We start from the raw sequence: 15,674 nt of genomic DNA on the forward strand, positions 1-15,674 counted from the left end.
TTCAAATCACATCAAATGCGGAAGTAGCTCAGTTGGTAGAGCTCCAGCCTTCCAAGCTGGTTGTCGCGAGTTCGAGCCTCGTCTTCCGCTCTAATAAACTCGGTGTAAGTTTTCAAATCACATCAAATGCGGAAGTAGCTCAGTTGGTAGAGCTCCAGCCTTCCAAGCTGGTTGTCGCGAGTTCGAGCCTCGTCTTCCGCTCTAATAAACTCGATGTAAGTTTTCAAATCACATCAAATGCGGAAGTAGCTCAGTTGGTAGAGCTCCAGCCTTCCAAGCTGGTTGTCGCGAGTTCGAGCCTCGTCTTCCGCTCAAAAAGAGCTTAAGTATATTTACTTAAGCTCTTTTTTTGCTTTATGTCGTCCTGAAATTGGGTATTTGGGATCAGTGTCAAAAGTTGGGGACTACGCAAAAAGTTTAGTTAATCTAAACAGGAAAAACTTCTCACCTTTCACTGAATCAAGAGCAAAAGTAGGATCAATGACAAAAGTTGAGTGGCTTAACTTCAATTTTAATGAATAGCTCAGTCTAATGGTGTTTTGTCAGCAGTTGTTTGGTATAATACAAGATCTTATGAAATCTCTTTTATGTTTTAGTTGTATTTTACGTTGACTAAAGGAATTGGTTTTGATTAGATTTTTGTCACAGTATTTAAGAAAGTTAGGTAAGTGAGAATCTTCTCATTTTATCGATTACAAAAAAAAGAGGTTACCTATTTAGGTAACCTCTTAATATGTCTAATAATTGTCTAATTATTTCACAGCTTTTTTATGTGCTACAATGTCTTTGATAGTAAATAAAGCAGGTGTGTTTATACCATATTCTCCTTTATCTGATGAATCAACATAGAATACTATGTATTTTGCAGCTTTTTTGTCTTTAAATTGAATCTTTTGCCAATCTTTTGTTATAGTGTCACCATCTTTTTTGAAGTTAACCAGTTTTTGTTCGATAGGTTTTTCGTTTAAAACTTTTTTGTTTTCATCTAATAGATAGATAACTACTGAAAAATAATCTCCTTTCTCAAATTTTTTAGCAAAGCTATCACCGTTTGTAATTGAATAATATGTATATGGACTTAAGCCAAGATTGATTTCAACAGGTACTAGTTCACTGCTGTCTTCTCCTTGTAATGTTACAACTGTTGCAGTTTTTTCAATGTCAATAACTTCTCCTTTTGTATACGTTTTTTCAGCACCTTCAGTATAAGCTACTAAGAAAGGTATAGTTTCTTTATCTTTGATAGTATTAGCCATAGTTCCGTGCATATTCTGTGCAAAATTGGTTTCATGGTCAGTCTTGTCTATACTGTTGGATGCTATGAAACCATTCCAGTACTTTGCATCGCCGAACTCAGTCACAGAGTGACTAAAAAGGAAGTTATTGCTTTCAATTTTAGCGCCGTCTGTATATGTTCCATCCCAAATATAACCATCTTTTACTTCTATTTGTAAAGGAATTTCTTTAAGGTCTAATACGTTGTAGTTTTCGCCATAGAAAGATGTAACAGCATAATTATATAGGTTAATAACCCCTTCTTTATTCGTTGTTTTTAAAGTAATAGATTCTGTTTTTGCAAAATCCATTTTGTAAGTTAAAACTGGTGAATCGGAAAGTTCTTTCTGTGTTGTATTATTGAACCATTTAAAGGTTAAACCTGTTGGGTCAATTTTTGGATCAATAGTAAATTCCTCTCTTGCTTCAGCGTTTACTTTCTCCTCTTGAATATAGATTACATCATTTGAATTGTCATCACTTGAACAAGAAGTAAAAACTGTAGTGGTGATTGTTAAACCTAAAATAAATAATAAACTTGTACGTAAAAATCGCAGTTTCATTGTAAGTGTGTTATTGTTAATAATAAATGCAAATATAGTTTAATTAGTAGGTATTTTATTGTGTATTATTAAATAAAACATCTTTAATTATGACAAATTATGTCGTTATTTTTCTTTATATATTGCGGATTAAGGATTTATAAAAAAGTAACCCGAAAGGGTTACTTCTTAAAATTAATTATCTACTTTATCAACTGTTATGGCATCAAGACAAAAATACACAGCCGTATTAGGTCCCACTGTTGGGTCTGCATCTGTAGTATCAAGTTGAAAGAAAATATACTTAACTTCTCCTAAGGCACTTATGTCAACTTTTTCCCAATTTTGTGACATGATAAGTTCATCGCCTCGGTAGTCTGCTAAATAATGGGTTACTGATTCTGGTTTTACATTGTTGTCTTTATCAACTCCTTTAACTGTAATTGTAAAGTAGTCCCCTTTTTCAAATTTACGCGCAAAACCATCCCCATTAAGATTTCCCCAATATGGCCATGGATGATTAGCGATTGATACACTTACTGCTTTGTAGGTGTCGTCTTCTGAACCTATTTTTACCCAATTAGAGTATTGTTCTTCATCAAATTTTTTGGGATCAGCATTCCAGTCTTTCATATAATATCCCCAATAGCCCACAATGTATGGAGTTCCTTCACCTTTAACTCCTCCTTTAGCCATGTTACCCCATTGGTAGTTTATCCAACCTACAGAACCTCCGTCATCTGAGTGTGATAAGTTATCTGTACTGTTTGAAACCGTAAAACCATCCCAATAATTCCAACTTTCTTCTGCAGTATGTGAGAATTTAAAGATTTGATGTTCTACATAAGTTCCTCCTATATAGGTGTTTTTCCAATACTTTCCACCTAAAGTTTCTTTTCCGTCAGATAAATCAAAAGAGGTCAAATCTAACGTAACATAGTTGTAGTCCAAACTCTTATCTACACTAACCTGATAGGTGTAAAGAGTAATTGTGCTTGGGCTTACTGTTTTTAGTGTTATTTCGTGTACACCTGCTGAATCTAATGTATATTTGAGGATAGGTTCTGTTGAAATAACTTCGTCATTTAAGTACCAAAAGTAGGTTAAGTTACTTGCTTCTATTTGAGGGTCAATCACGAACTCTTGTTTGGCAATCGTTTTTATTTCTACAGTCTCTTTGACGATTGGAGTGCTATAAGGAGTGCTGTCATCACTCGAACAACCTGTAAGTAGCGTTGCAGTTAAAGCTATTCCTAAAAAGAATAGTTTAGTGAATTTGAATACGTTGTAATTTTTCATTTTGATTGGTTATTTAAAGTTTTTATTTTAATTATCTCGTAGGAATAGTTACTTTGGCTTTGTGTAAGTCTATTACTCCGCTTACTTCTGTTGAGGTTTCTCCCAACCATCCAGCTTGTTGATTTACTCCTGTATATATTTTGATAAAGTCCACGCCCGGAAGGTTTGCTTTCTTACCTGCACGGTCTACTGCCCAATTGATGTCAATAGCTGATTCATCATCATTGTTGGGTGCATTATCAGCATATCCGTAATCAAAACTATACAATACCCAGTAAGTGCCTTTGCCACTTTCGTCTATAGCATTATTTGGTAGTTTGGTACCAGTGAATGTGATTTTATCTTCATTTATCCACTCAGGAAAATAGTTTTGCTGGTGGTATGTGTTTTTAGGCATGTAACCGCTCTGACCTTGGTTATCTTCCCATTTTATGTACTCGATGTCGGTAGCCCATTTGTTGATAGTATCTATTACAGGAGCTTTGTTTGGATCAGGTTTGTGATAAGTGATACTGTAGTTTGCTATTGTTTCACTATTAGTGTGTTCACTCCCAGCGATTTCGTACCATTCATCCTCATCGGGTACACCATTTTTGTTAGCATCATAAGCTACCATGATTACTCCAGGTTCGCAGCTACCCCCTCTATTGGTAGCATTTGAATTTGGGTTGCTATTCGCCCAGAATGCATTACCTAATACTTTAAAGTCTCTTAGTCCTTCTACATTTTTGATGGTTTCATCAAACCCTACGACTATATATCCTCCAAAACCACCTAAACTCACTAAACTTGGACCTTTTCCTGATATAGCTTTCAGTGCTTTCTTCTTCATTTCTTCTTCCGTGTCTCCCTTGACATATTTTGGGATATCGTTTGTAAATTGACCAGCAGCAGGTTTGAAGTCAATTACTTTTGTCACATCACTATAGTTATAAGAGATGGTAGGAGGGGTGTTATCTTCTTCTTTTGTGGTGCTGTCATCACTGCTTGAACAGCTGTACAAAGCAATTGCAGCTGTGAACGCCATTGCGATGTTTAATAGATTTATTTTGTATTTAATCATGGTTATTGAATGTTAGTTATTTTTTTATAAAAGCAAAATGCGCCGGAATATTGCCTCCTGTAGTTTTCCACTTCAGTTGACCTTCTGGTGAATAACAATACACAAAGCCTGTTCCGACATAGTCTTGCGCATCAGTCATAAAGATTTCCTTTGTTTCGGGATTTACAGCAATACCATAAGGAATTAAAATTTGTTTGTCAGTACCATCTTTGATGATATTGTCAGTTATCACTTGCTTGGTATCAGTATCGAGTATACCGTATGATATGGTATTGTTTCCCGTATTGTGTTTATACGAAGTAGCGTAGTAATACAATTTATTGTCGTCTATCGTCATATTACTTACTGGTATGTCTAATTTTTTGACAACCTGATCTGTTGCACTGTCAATTACATATAAATTTGGTTCTACGTCGTAGTAATCACCACGTGAACTGACATAGATGTCGCCATTGCGATCTATTTGCATGCGGTGAAGGTTGATGCCTACATCTATTTTCTTAATTTCCTCAAAGGTGTTCAAATCCACTACAGATACCGTTGTATCGTAATTTGGTACACGATATCCTCCCGAATTTGCTACATATAGTTTGTGGTCTTTTATAACCATTTCCTCAGGCTGGTATCCAACAACTACTTTTCTTGTCACCTCTAAAGAAAGGGTGTCTATTTCGGCTACAAATCCTATCTCTGCATTTGGATTTATCTCCACCTTGCCTGAGTAAGAACTCACATAAGCTTTTCCGTCCTTAAAGTTCAAATAGCGGCAGTTAGGGACATGTATTTGTTTGATGTGTTTTCCTGTAGCTACGTCGAATACTTCTACAAAGTTTGAAACGTTAATTGTAGCATATACTTTACTTCCATAGATTTTGATGTCATTGCCAACATCGCCAAGCTCTTTTGTGATGTTGGGATTTCTTTCAGAGAAAATGTCTCTGGTATATACACCCGTATCGTAGGTAAACATATCTATAGAAGCTCTATTCATCCCCATATTACCTTCGTTTAGGAGGTAAAACCCACTGTACTCTTCGTTGTTTGTAGGTATAGAAACGTTAGAGCTGTCCGATGTGAATATCATTTCATCTTTTCGGCAACTTATAACTAAGAGCGTTAAACAGAAAACGGTTAAAAGTTTTTTTATTCTTATCATAAATCAATGCTTAAAGTAAAACGAAAATTACGCCCAGGCATTGGGAAATTTGTTACGACCTCATAATATTGGTTCGCTAAGTTATTTGCTTCAACGATAGCTTTGAATTTATAATCTTTCCATTTAAAGCTCTTTTGAAGTGAAATATCATGAGTATACCAAGGTTGTATTTCATTGCGTTTTATGTTGTTTTTATTGCCATTATATCGCTTACCTACATAAATAAAACTGTAGTTAAGTCCCCAATCTTTGTAGTTTAATTCGACTATCGAAGATCCAGAATGCCAAGGAGCATATGGTATTTGATCTCCATAATATGACGGTTTTCCGTATAGTGTTAAACTCTTGTCTTTCGAGCTTGTGTATTCGTAGGTAAGGTTAATTCCTAAGTCTAAGTCAGGAAGTATATTTAATGTAGTTCCTACTGCTGATTCAATTCCGTAGTTTTCTACCTTACCAAGGTTAGTCATCATCCATCGCATCATACTTGAAGTAGGAGATGCTATGATTTTGTCTGTGATATTTGCATAATAAGATTCTACTGAAACGCGAAATTCTTTGACGAAAGAGTGGTTAAGTGCTTTATTGTAATTAATCCCTAAGTTAAATTGCCTTGATATTTCAGGTCTTAGGTTTGACGTTCCTAATTGTGTATAGTAGAGGTCATTGAAAGTTGGAAGTCGAAAGATGTATTTGTAAAAAGCATGAATGTTTAGATTGTGTTCATTCCAAGGTTTGTAACTTACAAATAGGGAAGGAGCCCAGACAGATCTATTTGGTGCTTTGAAATTGTGACGCACTTTTTCATTCGTAAAGGTTCCCAGTATGTTTCCTTGTGCTTTTACTTTACCTAAATCAACCGAAGTTGCAAAGGCAGTCATAAAAGTATATCTTTCAGGATAGGAGAATAAAGTACCTTGTCCTTTTCGTGTAGCATTTAGTTTGTTGTATTGCAGGTCTGTAGAAAGTGAAACTTCCCATATAGGGCTAATTTTATACAGATGAGCTGCAGATATATACCAGTCTTGTTGGTAGAAGGTATTGTCAAATTGGGGGTTATAGGTAACCTCCTCTCCTTGAAAATCTACCGTTTTACGAGAGGTGTAATTCATAAGGTCATAGGCAAACTTAGCTTTTAGCAGAAACTGGTATCGATCAGATACATATCTTGTCCATTCAGCTTGTCCCATAAAGTTTTTGTCAATTTGACGCTCGTTGATGTTCTCGGTTTCTAAGGTAACGTCACTTTTCTTGATAACAGCTCCTGGAAGACCTCTATCTGATTGATAGTAATATAGGTTTGCAGACCATGTGTTTTTATCGTCTTTACCATACCAAGAATTTTCAATTCGGTAAGCATCTATGTCGCTATTCAGGCGATGTCCGACTGTGTCGTAAGCGACTGTCCCATTTAGGTTATGTCGCTTTTGTCTGAATTTGTAACGGCCGTTAGAATGCATGTATTCTGCACTTATAGTAGTGCTAACATTATCGTTAATTTTGTATTCTGTACGAATGGAAGGATTGGTTAATTGAATGCTACCAGCTTTATACTTCGCTGATAGGTTAACATCTTTTCCCTCTGTGAAAACAGGCTTTTTAGTTTGGATATAGACTGTAGATGCTGAGGCATATTCTTTTGCAGACTGGAAGATAGTACTCCTTTGTCCATTATATAGTTTTATTGCCTCTACATTGTCAAGAGAGAATTTACCTAAATCCACAATACCGTTTTGTGCGTTTCCAATCTGTATACCATTGTAGAAGACTCCTACGTGGTGCGTTCCCATGTTTCGAACATCTATCGTCTTAAGTCCTCCCATGCCACCGTAATCCTTAATTTTTACTCCAGAAAAGTAGCGTAGGGCATCTGCTACACTATGGCTATTAAGTCGTTCGAGAGCTTCTCCCGAAAGTGTTTGTACTGGTATAAGATCTTTGAAAACTTCTTTTTGAATGACAATTTCATTTAATGTGGTAATACTGTCTTTTTGTGTTTGTGCAAAAAGCGTAACCTTGCCAACCCAGAGGAAGGCAATAGACAATAAGCAGAATTTTAATTTCATAGTTTTTGGGCTAATATTTAGTCTAATACCTTTGGGCTAATACAGACGCATAAAACATTAGTCCCTAAATTAGGGGAAGTGTTGTAGCGTGTTTGTTTTATACCCGAAAACATTAAACAGCAATCAATAGATGGCAGGTATTCTGACTTACTCTTTATACAAACGTCCTTCCCATATTAGGCCAATACAGTGGACAACGAGGTTTGCTAAATTTATGAGCTTACAGCAGCGGGTCTGTTTAGGACTTTCACCTAATTCCCTTTTTATTATTATTCTAATAAACCACCTTGATTGATACAAATATATGTAAAAAACTCATTTGAAAAAGGAATTAAGTAGCATACTATCAGAAAAATAAGGTCTTTCAAAGCTTGATGACTAAGTAACCTATTGCTTTTTGTAGATAAGGGTATGGATATTCCTCTTTTTATTTTTTGAAGAAAGTAATTATATTATCTAATTGTTTTCAACAGTGTGGAAATAGGGTAGGTGACTTTTATACGTTTTTGTTGCTTGTTTATTCATATTATCTTCAGCAGTGGGGTAGACACGCATGCCTCTTTTACCTTGGGTTTGTTCTGAGGAGATAATATTCAATTCAATTAATGTGTTTTTGGGATAAAGGAAGAACCCTTTGATGGAAGGAGAATCGATATCGATTAAAAGGAAGTCAAAATCGTCATCGTTAGAATAAGGTCTTGTTTGTCCATCCTCATCACGTTCCCATATTGCCACAAAAAGGCCTACTTTTTTAGGAGTTAGTTTCGCTTTTCTATAAATAATATTTTTGTTTTCTAACGTAAATGAACAGGCATTGTATTCACTTGTTTCTCTTGGGAACTTAAAATCACATGGTATTGCTTGAGTAGAAATGTTTAGTACACCTTGCAGTGTCTTTAAGAAGGATGGAATAGAAGCCATTATTATATAAATTTGAGGATAAAAAGTAAAAGTAATTATTGTTGTCGTAAATTTTGTAAAATCATTGTTTATTTGCAATATATTTAAAATAGTACCATGTTTTCAAAACCGAGAATTGCATTGTTTATTGGGATTCTGTGTATTTCAATTTTCCCTGTCATTGTAAAGATGAATTTGACTCCAAGTCTAATTTCTGCTTTTTATCGTATGGCAATTGCCGCACTATTTGTAGTTCCTTATGCTTTTTTTACTAAGAAGTTGCATATATATCCACGTAGAACGATGTTTTATATTGTCTTATGCGGTATTTTCTTTGGTTCTGATATTGCGGTTTGGAATCAAGCGATTCAGGGATCTACCGCGACACAAGCGACGTTGTTAACTAATTTAGCACCTGTTTGGGTAGGGATCGGAAGCTATTTTTTCTTAACTAATAAGCCAAGTATCAATTTTTGGATAGGGACGGTGTTTGCTTTGATAGGAATGGTTGTACTTGTTGGTGTAGATGTGTTTGTTAATTTGTCTTTTGATTTACCATTCGGATTGGGTATTCTCTCAGGGGTCTTATATGCGTGTTATATCTTATTGAGTAAAAAAGTATTGGGCGAAGTAGGTGTAATTCCATTTATGACCTATAGTTTGCTTGTCTCCTCTCTTTTCTTAGGAATAGTTAATTGGATCAGTGGTTCCAGTTTTATTGGCTTTAGTACAGCAGGATGGTTAAGTCTTGTTGTACAGGGGATAGTTTGCCAATTGTTAGCATGGTTGTTAATTAGCTATGCCACACAGAATATGAGGGCAACAAGAGTATCGTTGAGTTTATTAAGTCAAGCTCTTATCGCTGCTCTTTTGGCATGGATGTTCTTAGATGAAGATATATCAAGTAAGATGATTTACGGTGGAGTCATAATTTTATTTGGTATTGCTATCACATTTATCGAAAAACCTTTATGGTCTTTTAGAAAGAGAGAGAATAAGTAGAATAAGCACTGTTTTTAGGTTTAAATGCCTTATGTTTAAATGATTAAATTTTTAAATATGAAAGTAGATTTTTATACTAAGGCAATACTAACTGTTATCGCAGGTTGTTTATTGATAATGGTAATTCGAGATTTATCAATTGTTCCAAAAGCACATGCTACAGAGGGAAGTATTCCAAATTCTGCGCCTTTAGGATATGGATTAGTTCCTTTGAATGACGATGGTAGTATGAATGTGCGAGTAAGTAATTTTGATGAATATACTAACGATGTAAATGTTCGTTTTAACGATGAGTTGAAAGTGCGCATTACCAATTCTGAAATCAAGACATCAATGAGTAATTCTTTTGGTAATGTTATACGAGTGAAGCTTGAAAAGTAAGTTAGTTAAATGGTTAGTTAAGTAATTAGTTGCCGAACCAAACAGCGTAGTTTTTAATCATGATAAAAACTCCTAAACCAAAGAATACGATACCTGCAAAAACTTTCATGAAAGTTGAGGCAAGGAATCCTATAAATGATCCTACTGCTGCTTTGAAAGCTCTGGAAAGATCATCGCTTTTGTAAATTATTTCACCTATGAAAGCGCCTAAGAAAGGGCCAATGATAAAACCAAACGGAATAGGTGCGATTAAGCCAACAACTAATCCAATATTGGTACCCCATACTCCATAGCTACTTCCTCCGAAACGCTTGGTACCCACAGAAGGAATTACGTAGTCGAGAATGGTGATTGCGATTGTAATGACGGCAGTAGCCCAAAGTAAATAACCGCTAACAGAAACTCCTTCTACAAAATACAAAGACAATAATCCAAACCAGCTTAAAGGAAGACCTGGAAGACCTGGTAATACACTGCCGATTAAGCCAATCAAGAGTAATGCTATACTTAATATTAATAGAAAATATTCCATCGATTTTTTTTTGTATTTTTGATTAATTAACGTCCGACATTAGTAATTAAGTATGTATAGGTTAGTATTTTTTACCATTATAGCTTTCTCTTTTACCGCTTGTCAGTTTTCAACTTCTAAGATAGAAAAAGAAGGTGAATTATTACAAAAAGAGTTAGAAAAAATTGATTGGTCCAAGGTGGATACCTATCCAAACTTTGAAGGTTGTGATACTATTCAAGATTTGCAGCAGAAGAAAGATTGCTTTTTCGATAGTGTCGCACTCGAATTGCAACAGCGACTATTACAGGACACGTTAGAAGGGAAGTTCTCTCAAATTGAAAGTGTGCAAGTATTAGTTACAGTTCAAGCAGATTCCAAAATTGACTTTACTGTTTATAAAGCACCAGATAGCTTAGCTATTCAGATACATGCTATCGACAGTTTATTACAAGAGAAGAAGAAAGATTTTCCTGCTATATATCCCGCAACTAAAAGAGGTATTCCTGTATCTACTCAATTTGTTATTCCTGTGTTATTAAACAAATACTAAGTTGATTTTACTCGATAAGTCAATACGAAATAACTCCCTATACTTATCGGCAGCACAATGTTTAATAACCATATCAGTGTAGCTACTAAAGCTACTACCCATTGGCTAACGTCTAAGGCCGAAAATATAAACATGGCGATACTCCCCTTTACAGCAAATTCAAGAAACTGAAAATTCGGCAAAGATGAAGCCATTAAATAAATAGCAGATACAGCACAGAGCAATTCAAAGTATGGAATATCTACTCCGAATAAGTAGTATAAGATTACGTATTGATGCGTGAATGAGGCATATCGGAGTGAGGCTAAGAACAGGTTCTTGCGGTGTTTAGATTTAGGGATTTCTTTTAACAGGTTGATAATGGTCTGTAGTGAGTACCCTTTGATAGCGAAATTGCGCACCGAGAATAATAAAGTTAGCACAACAGTAATAATACCAAAAGTAATCCACAAATATCGATTGGGAATGATTTCGTGATATTGATTTAAAACTGTTAGCCCAATTAACCCAAATAGGATAGCATAGATTACTTGTACTCCGTTACATACCATATTGAGGAATATGACACGAGGGGCGTCTTTTTTCTCAAAATACAGGGCCTTACCAGCGTATTCACCGATGCCGTTAGGGGTAAAGATCCCCAAAGTTAAGGCACTTAACACCTGCTTGGTTGCTTGTCCCACGGATACAGGTTTAATAAGAGAAGATAAGCTTTGCCATTTGAGAATTTCTACGAAGCGGTTAGAAAAAGTTAAGAACATCAAGGCGATTAATGCAGGATAATTTTCCTTCTTAGCAATAACCTCGCTTAGTATGTGAAAGTCCAACGTTTCATCATGCGATAGCTGGTTGTAGATATAATAAAAAGCGGCGCTAACAACTAATATTTTAATTAGAAGTACGAGATATTGCTTAGTTTTGTCAGATAGAATCTTCATCAGTGCAAAGTAAGCGATTATTTTAAACAGATGTAGTGCTTTAATAAAATTTTCAGAAAAGAGATTTTAATTATAGAACTCTCTTTTCTTCATTATTTAAACAATTAAACACAAGTATTTTGACTGTAGATAGAATCATTTTAGGAATAGATCCAGGAACTAATGTTATGGGATTTGGAGTGATTAAGGTAGTAAACAAAAAAATGGAATTTATTCAATTGAATGAATTGCTATTGTCGAAATATCCTGATAAATACACTCGATTGAAACTCATCTTTGAGAGAACCATTGAGTTAATAGAGACACATCATCCAGATGAGGTTGCCATTGAGGCTCCCTTTTTAGGTAATAATGCGCAGTCTATGTTGACACTGGGACGTGCTCAGGGTGTAGCTATGGCAGCAGCTTTATCACGCAGTATACCAGTTACTGAGTATGCTCCTAAGAAAATAAAGATGTCTATCACAGGAAGTGGAAATGCAAGTAAAGAACAGGTTGCAAAAATGTTGCAGCAGTTACTGCCAGGGTTGAAAGAACTGCCTAAGAATTTAGATAGTACAGATGGCTTAGCTGCAGCTGTATGTCACTTTTTTAATAGTGGAAGAACCGTGGTAGGAAAAAGCTATAGTGGTTGGGATGCTTTTGTTAAACAGAATCAAGATCGAGTAAAGAAATAATGGCTGGTATCTATATACATATTCCTTTTTGTAAACAGGCTTGTCATTACTGTGACTTTCACTTTTCTACTTCGTTGAAGAAGAAAGTAGATATGTTGGATTGCTTACACAGAGAATTGGTTTTGCGCAAAGGAGAACTTGAAGGTGAATCTATTGAAACTATTTATTTTGGAGGTGGAACTCCAAGTATCCTCACTGTTGATGAAATTGATAAACTTATACAGACCGTATATGAACAGTTCGAAGTTGTCGATACACCAGAAATCACTTTGGAGGCAAATCCAGATGACTTAGATAGTGAAACACTTCACAAGCTTGCGTGCTCAAAAGTCAATCGATTGAGTATCGGTATTCAGTCTTTTGATGATGAAGATCTCAAAATGATGAACAGGGCACATAATTCTACTGAAGCTATAGAATCACTGGCTTTAGCTACTACCTTGTTTGATAATATATCAATAGACCTAATCTATGGTATTCCCAATATGGATAACGAACGCTGGTTAACCAATGTACAGCGTATCTTAGACTTGGGAATTCCACATATTTCGTGCTATGCCTTAACGGTGGAGGAGCGAACTGCACTCAACAAATTAATTAAAAAAGGTGTAATACCAAGTCCTGAAGAAGAAGTAGCTCATCAGCACTTTATGCTTTTGATTGAAATATTAAGAGCTAATGGGTATATCCATTACGAGCTATCTAATTTCGCTAAACCAGGTTATTACTCTAAGAATAATTCGGCTTATTGGCTGGGTAAGAAGTATCTGGGAATAGGCCCTTCTGCCCATAGTTTTGACGGTACTTACAGAAGTTGGAATATAGCAAATAACAGCTTGTATATAAAAGAGATAAATGACGACAAACTTCCTCGAGAAGTAGAAGAACTCAATTTGACAGATCGCTATAACGAGTATATTATGACGGGATTGCGAACGATATGGGGAGTAGATTTGATGCGTGTAAAGAAAGAGTTCGGTCAATCGTATTACGATTATCTAATTAAACTTTCTTCTTCTTTTATAGCAGATGAATTGATGAAGAATGAAAACAATATACTTACGATCACAGATAAGGGAAAATTCTTAAGTGACGGGATTGCATCTGATTTATTTTATTTAGATTTGAAATAAAACAATGGAGGCATTTATAACCTATTGTGATACAGTATATAGAATTGATTTTTCTAAGCCGATTGACATCTCTATTCCACTTGTCAATTCGGAGGCAAATCCTATTGCATGGTATTTAGATAAGCCTGAAATATCGCCTGTAGTCGTGGGAGAATGGGTAGGTAAAGTGAGTGAAGGTCAATCATCGACTAATTTTAATACTATTATTTTTAATCCTCATGGACATGGTACGCATACAGAATGTCTTGGACATATCACTCATGAATTTTACAGTGTAAATGAGAGTTTAAAAGAATATTTCTTCTTAGCACAACTTATTACAGTCTTCCCACAAAAGCAAGAGAATGACGATTATATCATAACCTTAGAACAAGTGATGGAGCTGTGGATACCACAGAGTCAAAAAGCTATTGTAATTCGTACGACTCCCAATGACCTTAGCAAAAGACAGCGAAAGTACTCCTATACTAATCCTCCTTATTTATGTGCGGATGCTGCAACATACTTAAGAGAGCGAGGAGTTGAACATTTGCTTATAGATCTTCCAAGTGTGGATAGGGAGCAAGACGATGGTCGCTTACTCGCTCATAAAGCATTTTGGAATGTAAAGGATACTCACGTACTCAATCAAGATGCGAGGTTAAGTGCTACGATCACAGAGTTGATTTATGTTCCACAAGAAGTAGAAGATGGTTTCTATTTTTTGAATATACAACTTGCTTCTTTTATAAATGACGCCAGTCCAAGTAAACCTGTATTATATAGAATCATATAAATAATGGAATTAGAAGAATTATTTGATTATTGTTCCTCTAAGTCCTATGCAACAAGTGGTTTTCCATTTAACGAAAACTTACTGACCTTTCAAGTAGGTGGAAAAATATTTGCTATGATAGCGGTTCACTTTTGGGAACAAGGTAATAAAAACATTATACTTAAATGCCCTCCAGAATTGGCTTTGGCATTACGAGACGAATATGTGGATATTACACATGGATATACCATGAATAAAAAACACTGGAATACGATATATCTTAGAGGTAGATTTACACTTGAGCAGATCAAAGAATGGGTAGACTTATCTTATGACTTGGTCTATGATTCACTAATAAGTAAAGAGCTTAATAAGATGGATAAATTATCTTTATAACTATGGATATAAATGTTATATACGATTACTGTTTGAATAAGAAAGGGACAGTAGAAGAATTTCCCTTTGATCAGGAAACCTTAACCTTTAAAGTTGGAGGGAAGATCTATTTACTGCTAAACTTGACCAAATGGGAACAAGGAAATCGATTTATCAATCTCAAATGTGATCCAGAGCGTGCCGAAGAACTTCGTGCCGATTACAATGAGATTACACCAGGATATCACATGAGTAAAAAACATTGGAACAGTGTACAGCTTGGAGGAGCAGTGCAATGGAATTTGCTTAAAGAATTAATTGATCATTCTTATGATTTAGTATTTAATAGTCTTAGCAAGAAATTAAAAGATGAAATAGTTCATTTATAATCTATTTTGTCATTTAGTTTAATCAAAATAAGTACAGAAACAATGAAGGTGTTTATAGAAACCGAAAGATTAGTTATACGCCAGTATAAGGAAAGTGATTTAGCTGATTTCATTAGAATGAATCAGGATGAACACGTTATGGAATTTTTCTTAAGGAAAATGACAGTAGAAGAATCCACAGCGGCTTACCATAGAATGCAAGACAAAATTGAAGAACAAGGGTATGCTTTTTTTGCTGTAGAAGAAAAAAGCAGTGGAAGCTTCATTGGGTTTGTTGGTCTATTGGATATTACATTTGATGTAGATTTTGCGCCTGGAGTAGAGATAGGTTGGCGTATGTTACCTGAGTTCTGGGGCAAAGGATATGCAACAGAAGCAGCAAAGGCTTGTTTGAGATTTGCCAAAGAGACATTGGGATTATCTAAAGTTTATTCCTTTACCACAACACAGAATATTCGCTCGTCTAATGTGATGCAAAAGATTGGAATGAGATATGTAAAGAACTTCAATCACCCTTTAGTTCCCGATGATCATCCCTTACTCGTGCATGTGCTGTATGAGATAAATATGTAATAGGTCAGATGAGGATTGTGACAGATTATCCTTTAAATATATCTTATATAACTTCAAAATAAGATACTGGCAACTATATGTTTACTG

Annotated in this window: 17 protein-coding genes, 3 tRNA genes and 1 riboswitch; of the genes, 12 read left to right on the forward strand and 8 right to left on the reverse strand. The window is 35.3% G+C overall.

Features of this window, described 5'->3' with window-relative positions; genetic code table 11:
- Window positions 1-17 precede the first annotated feature (17 nt).
- The 3 genes from GOQ24_RS07905 to GOQ24_RS07915 all read left to right on the forward strand — a co-directional run bounded on the left by GOQ24_RS07905 (window position 18) and on the right by GOQ24_RS07915 (window position 312).
- Window positions 18-90 (forward strand) — tRNA-Gly (locus GOQ24_RS07905).
- Between the two features lie 38 nt (window positions 91-128).
- Window positions 129-201, forward strand: a tRNA-Gly gene (locus GOQ24_RS07910).
- A gap of 38 nt (window positions 202-239) precedes the next feature.
- Window positions 240-312, forward strand: a tRNA-Gly gene (locus GOQ24_RS07915).
- Window positions 313-752: 440 nt separating this feature from the next.
- Here the strand turns inward: GOQ24_RS07915 and GOQ24_RS07920 are convergent.
- The 6 genes from GOQ24_RS07920 to GOQ24_RS07945 form a co-directional block, all read right to left on the reverse strand.
- Window positions 753-1,838: a DUF4465 domain-containing protein gene (locus GOQ24_RS07920; RefSeq protein WP_155093010.1), complete on the reverse strand. Its 1,086-nt coding sequence runs from the start codon at window positions 1,836-1,838 to the stop codon at window positions 753-755.
- 174 nt (window positions 1,839-2,012) lie between these two features.
- A complete protein-coding gene (locus GOQ24_RS07925) occupies window positions 2,013-3,116 on the reverse strand; it encodes a DUF4465 domain-containing protein (RefSeq protein WP_155093009.1) in 1,104 nt (367 codons plus the stop codon).
- A 31-nt stretch (window positions 3,117-3,147) separates the two neighbouring features.
- On the reverse strand, window positions 3,148-4,179 hold the full coding sequence (locus tag GOQ24_RS07930) for a PKD domain-containing protein (RefSeq protein WP_160339435.1): 1,032 nt from the start codon (window positions 4,177-4,179) through the stop codon (window positions 3,148-3,150).
- A gap of 16 nt (window positions 4,180-4,195) precedes the next feature.
- On the reverse strand, window positions 4,196-5,335 hold the full coding sequence (locus GOQ24_RS07935; RefSeq protein ID WP_155093007.1) for a YncE family protein: 1,140 nt from the start codon (window positions 5,333-5,335) through the stop codon (window positions 4,196-4,198).
- Window positions 5,332-7,401: a TonB-dependent receptor gene (locus GOQ24_RS07940; RefSeq protein WP_160339436.1), complete on the reverse strand. Its 2,070-nt coding sequence runs from the start codon at window positions 7,399-7,401 to the stop codon at window positions 5,332-5,334. The genes GOQ24_RS07935 and GOQ24_RS07940 overlap by 4 nt, the downstream gene beginning before the upstream one ends.
- A gap of 114 nt (window positions 7,402-7,515) precedes the next feature.
- A riboswitch (cobalamin riboswitch) is annotated at window positions 7,516-7,703 on the reverse strand.
- 154 nt (window positions 7,704-7,857) lie between these two features.
- Window positions 7,858-8,322: a MepB family protein gene (locus tag GOQ24_RS07945; protein WP_155093005.1), complete on the reverse strand. Its 465-nt coding sequence runs from the start codon at window positions 8,320-8,322 to the stop codon at window positions 7,858-7,860.
- A 96-nt stretch (window positions 8,323-8,418) separates the two neighbouring features.
- Between GOQ24_RS07945 and GOQ24_RS07950 the strand changes: the two genes are divergently transcribed.
- Both GOQ24_RS07950 and GOQ24_RS07955 read left to right on the forward strand, forming a co-directional pair.
- Window positions 8,419-9,303 carry a DMT family transporter gene (locus tag GOQ24_RS07950; protein ID WP_160339437.1) on the forward strand — a complete coding sequence of 295 codons (885 nt, stop codon included), beginning with the start codon at window positions 8,419-8,421 and terminating at the stop codon, window positions 9,301-9,303.
- Between the two features lie 57 nt (window positions 9,304-9,360).
- On the forward strand, window positions 9,361-9,684 hold the full coding sequence (locus tag GOQ24_RS07955; protein ID WP_155093003.1) for a hypothetical protein: 324 nt from the start codon (window positions 9,361-9,363) through the stop codon (window positions 9,682-9,684).
- Between the two features lie 25 nt (window positions 9,685-9,709).
- Here GOQ24_RS07955 and GOQ24_RS07960 read toward each other — a convergent pair whose 3' ends face one another.
- Window positions 9,710-10,216, reverse strand: a complete 507-nt coding sequence (locus GOQ24_RS07960) for a DUF456 domain-containing protein (protein ID WP_155093002.1) — start codon at window positions 10,214-10,216, stop codon at window positions 9,710-9,712.
- Window positions 10,217-10,268: 52 nt separating this feature from the next.
- Here GOQ24_RS07960 and GOQ24_RS07965 point away from each other — a divergent pair, with 52 nt between their 5' ends.
- Window positions 10,269-10,748 (forward strand): hypothetical protein, encoded by a 480-nt coding sequence (locus tag GOQ24_RS07965; RefSeq protein WP_160339438.1) that lies wholly within the window; start codon window positions 10,269-10,271, stop codon window positions 10,746-10,748.
- On the opposite strand, the gene GOQ24_RS07970 is transcribed toward GOQ24_RS07965, so the two are convergent.
- Entirely contained in the window at window positions 10,745-11,686 is a 942-nt protein-coding gene (locus GOQ24_RS07970; protein ID WP_160339439.1) for a hypothetical protein, read from the reverse strand. The two genes, GOQ24_RS07965 and GOQ24_RS07970, sit on opposite strands and share 4 nt — an antisense overlap.
- 119 nt (window positions 11,687-11,805) lie before the next feature.
- Between GOQ24_RS07970 and ruvC the strand changes: the two genes are divergently transcribed.
- The 6 genes from ruvC to GOQ24_RS08000 are packed head-to-tail and all read left to right on the forward strand — an operon-like array spanning window position 11,806 to window position 15,587.
- On the forward strand, window positions 11,806-12,363 hold the full coding sequence (gene ruvC / locus GOQ24_RS07975; RefSeq protein ID WP_155092999.1) for a crossover junction endodeoxyribonuclease RuvC: 558 nt from the start codon (window positions 11,806-11,808) through the stop codon (window positions 12,361-12,363).
- Window positions 12,363-13,496, forward strand: a complete 1,134-nt coding sequence (gene hemW, locus GOQ24_RS07980; protein WP_160339440.1) for a radical SAM family heme chaperone HemW — start codon at window positions 12,363-12,365, stop codon at window positions 13,494-13,496. Before ruvC ends, hemW begins: the two co-directional genes overlap by 1 nt.
- 4 nt (window positions 13,497-13,500) lie before the next feature.
- Window positions 13,501-14,271, forward strand: coding sequence for a cyclase family protein (locus GOQ24_RS07985; protein ID WP_155092997.1), 771 nt, complete (start codon window positions 13,501-13,503; stop codon window positions 14,269-14,271).
- Between the two features lie 3 nt (window positions 14,272-14,274).
- Entirely contained in the window at window positions 14,275-14,646 is a 372-nt protein-coding gene (locus tag GOQ24_RS07990; protein ID WP_155092996.1) for an MmcQ/YjbR family DNA-binding protein, read from the forward strand.
- Window positions 14,647-14,648: 2 nt separating this feature from the next.
- Window positions 14,649-15,014 (forward strand): MmcQ/YjbR family DNA-binding protein, encoded by a 366-nt coding sequence (locus tag GOQ24_RS07995; RefSeq protein ID WP_155092995.1) that lies wholly within the window; start codon window positions 14,649-14,651, stop codon window positions 15,012-15,014.
- A 42-nt stretch (window positions 15,015-15,056) separates the two neighbouring features.
- A complete protein-coding gene (locus GOQ24_RS08000) occupies window positions 15,057-15,587 on the forward strand; it encodes a GNAT family N-acetyltransferase (protein WP_155092994.1) in 531 nt (176 codons plus the stop codon).
- Window positions 15,588-15,674 lie beyond the last annotated feature (87 nt).

Origin of the sequence: Myroides sp. LoEW2-1, from assembly GCF_009767705.1 — a bacterium.
In the GTDB taxonomy this organism is placed as follows: domain Bacteria; phylum Bacteroidota; class Bacteroidia; order Flavobacteriales; family Flavobacteriaceae; genus Flavobacterium; species Flavobacterium album_A.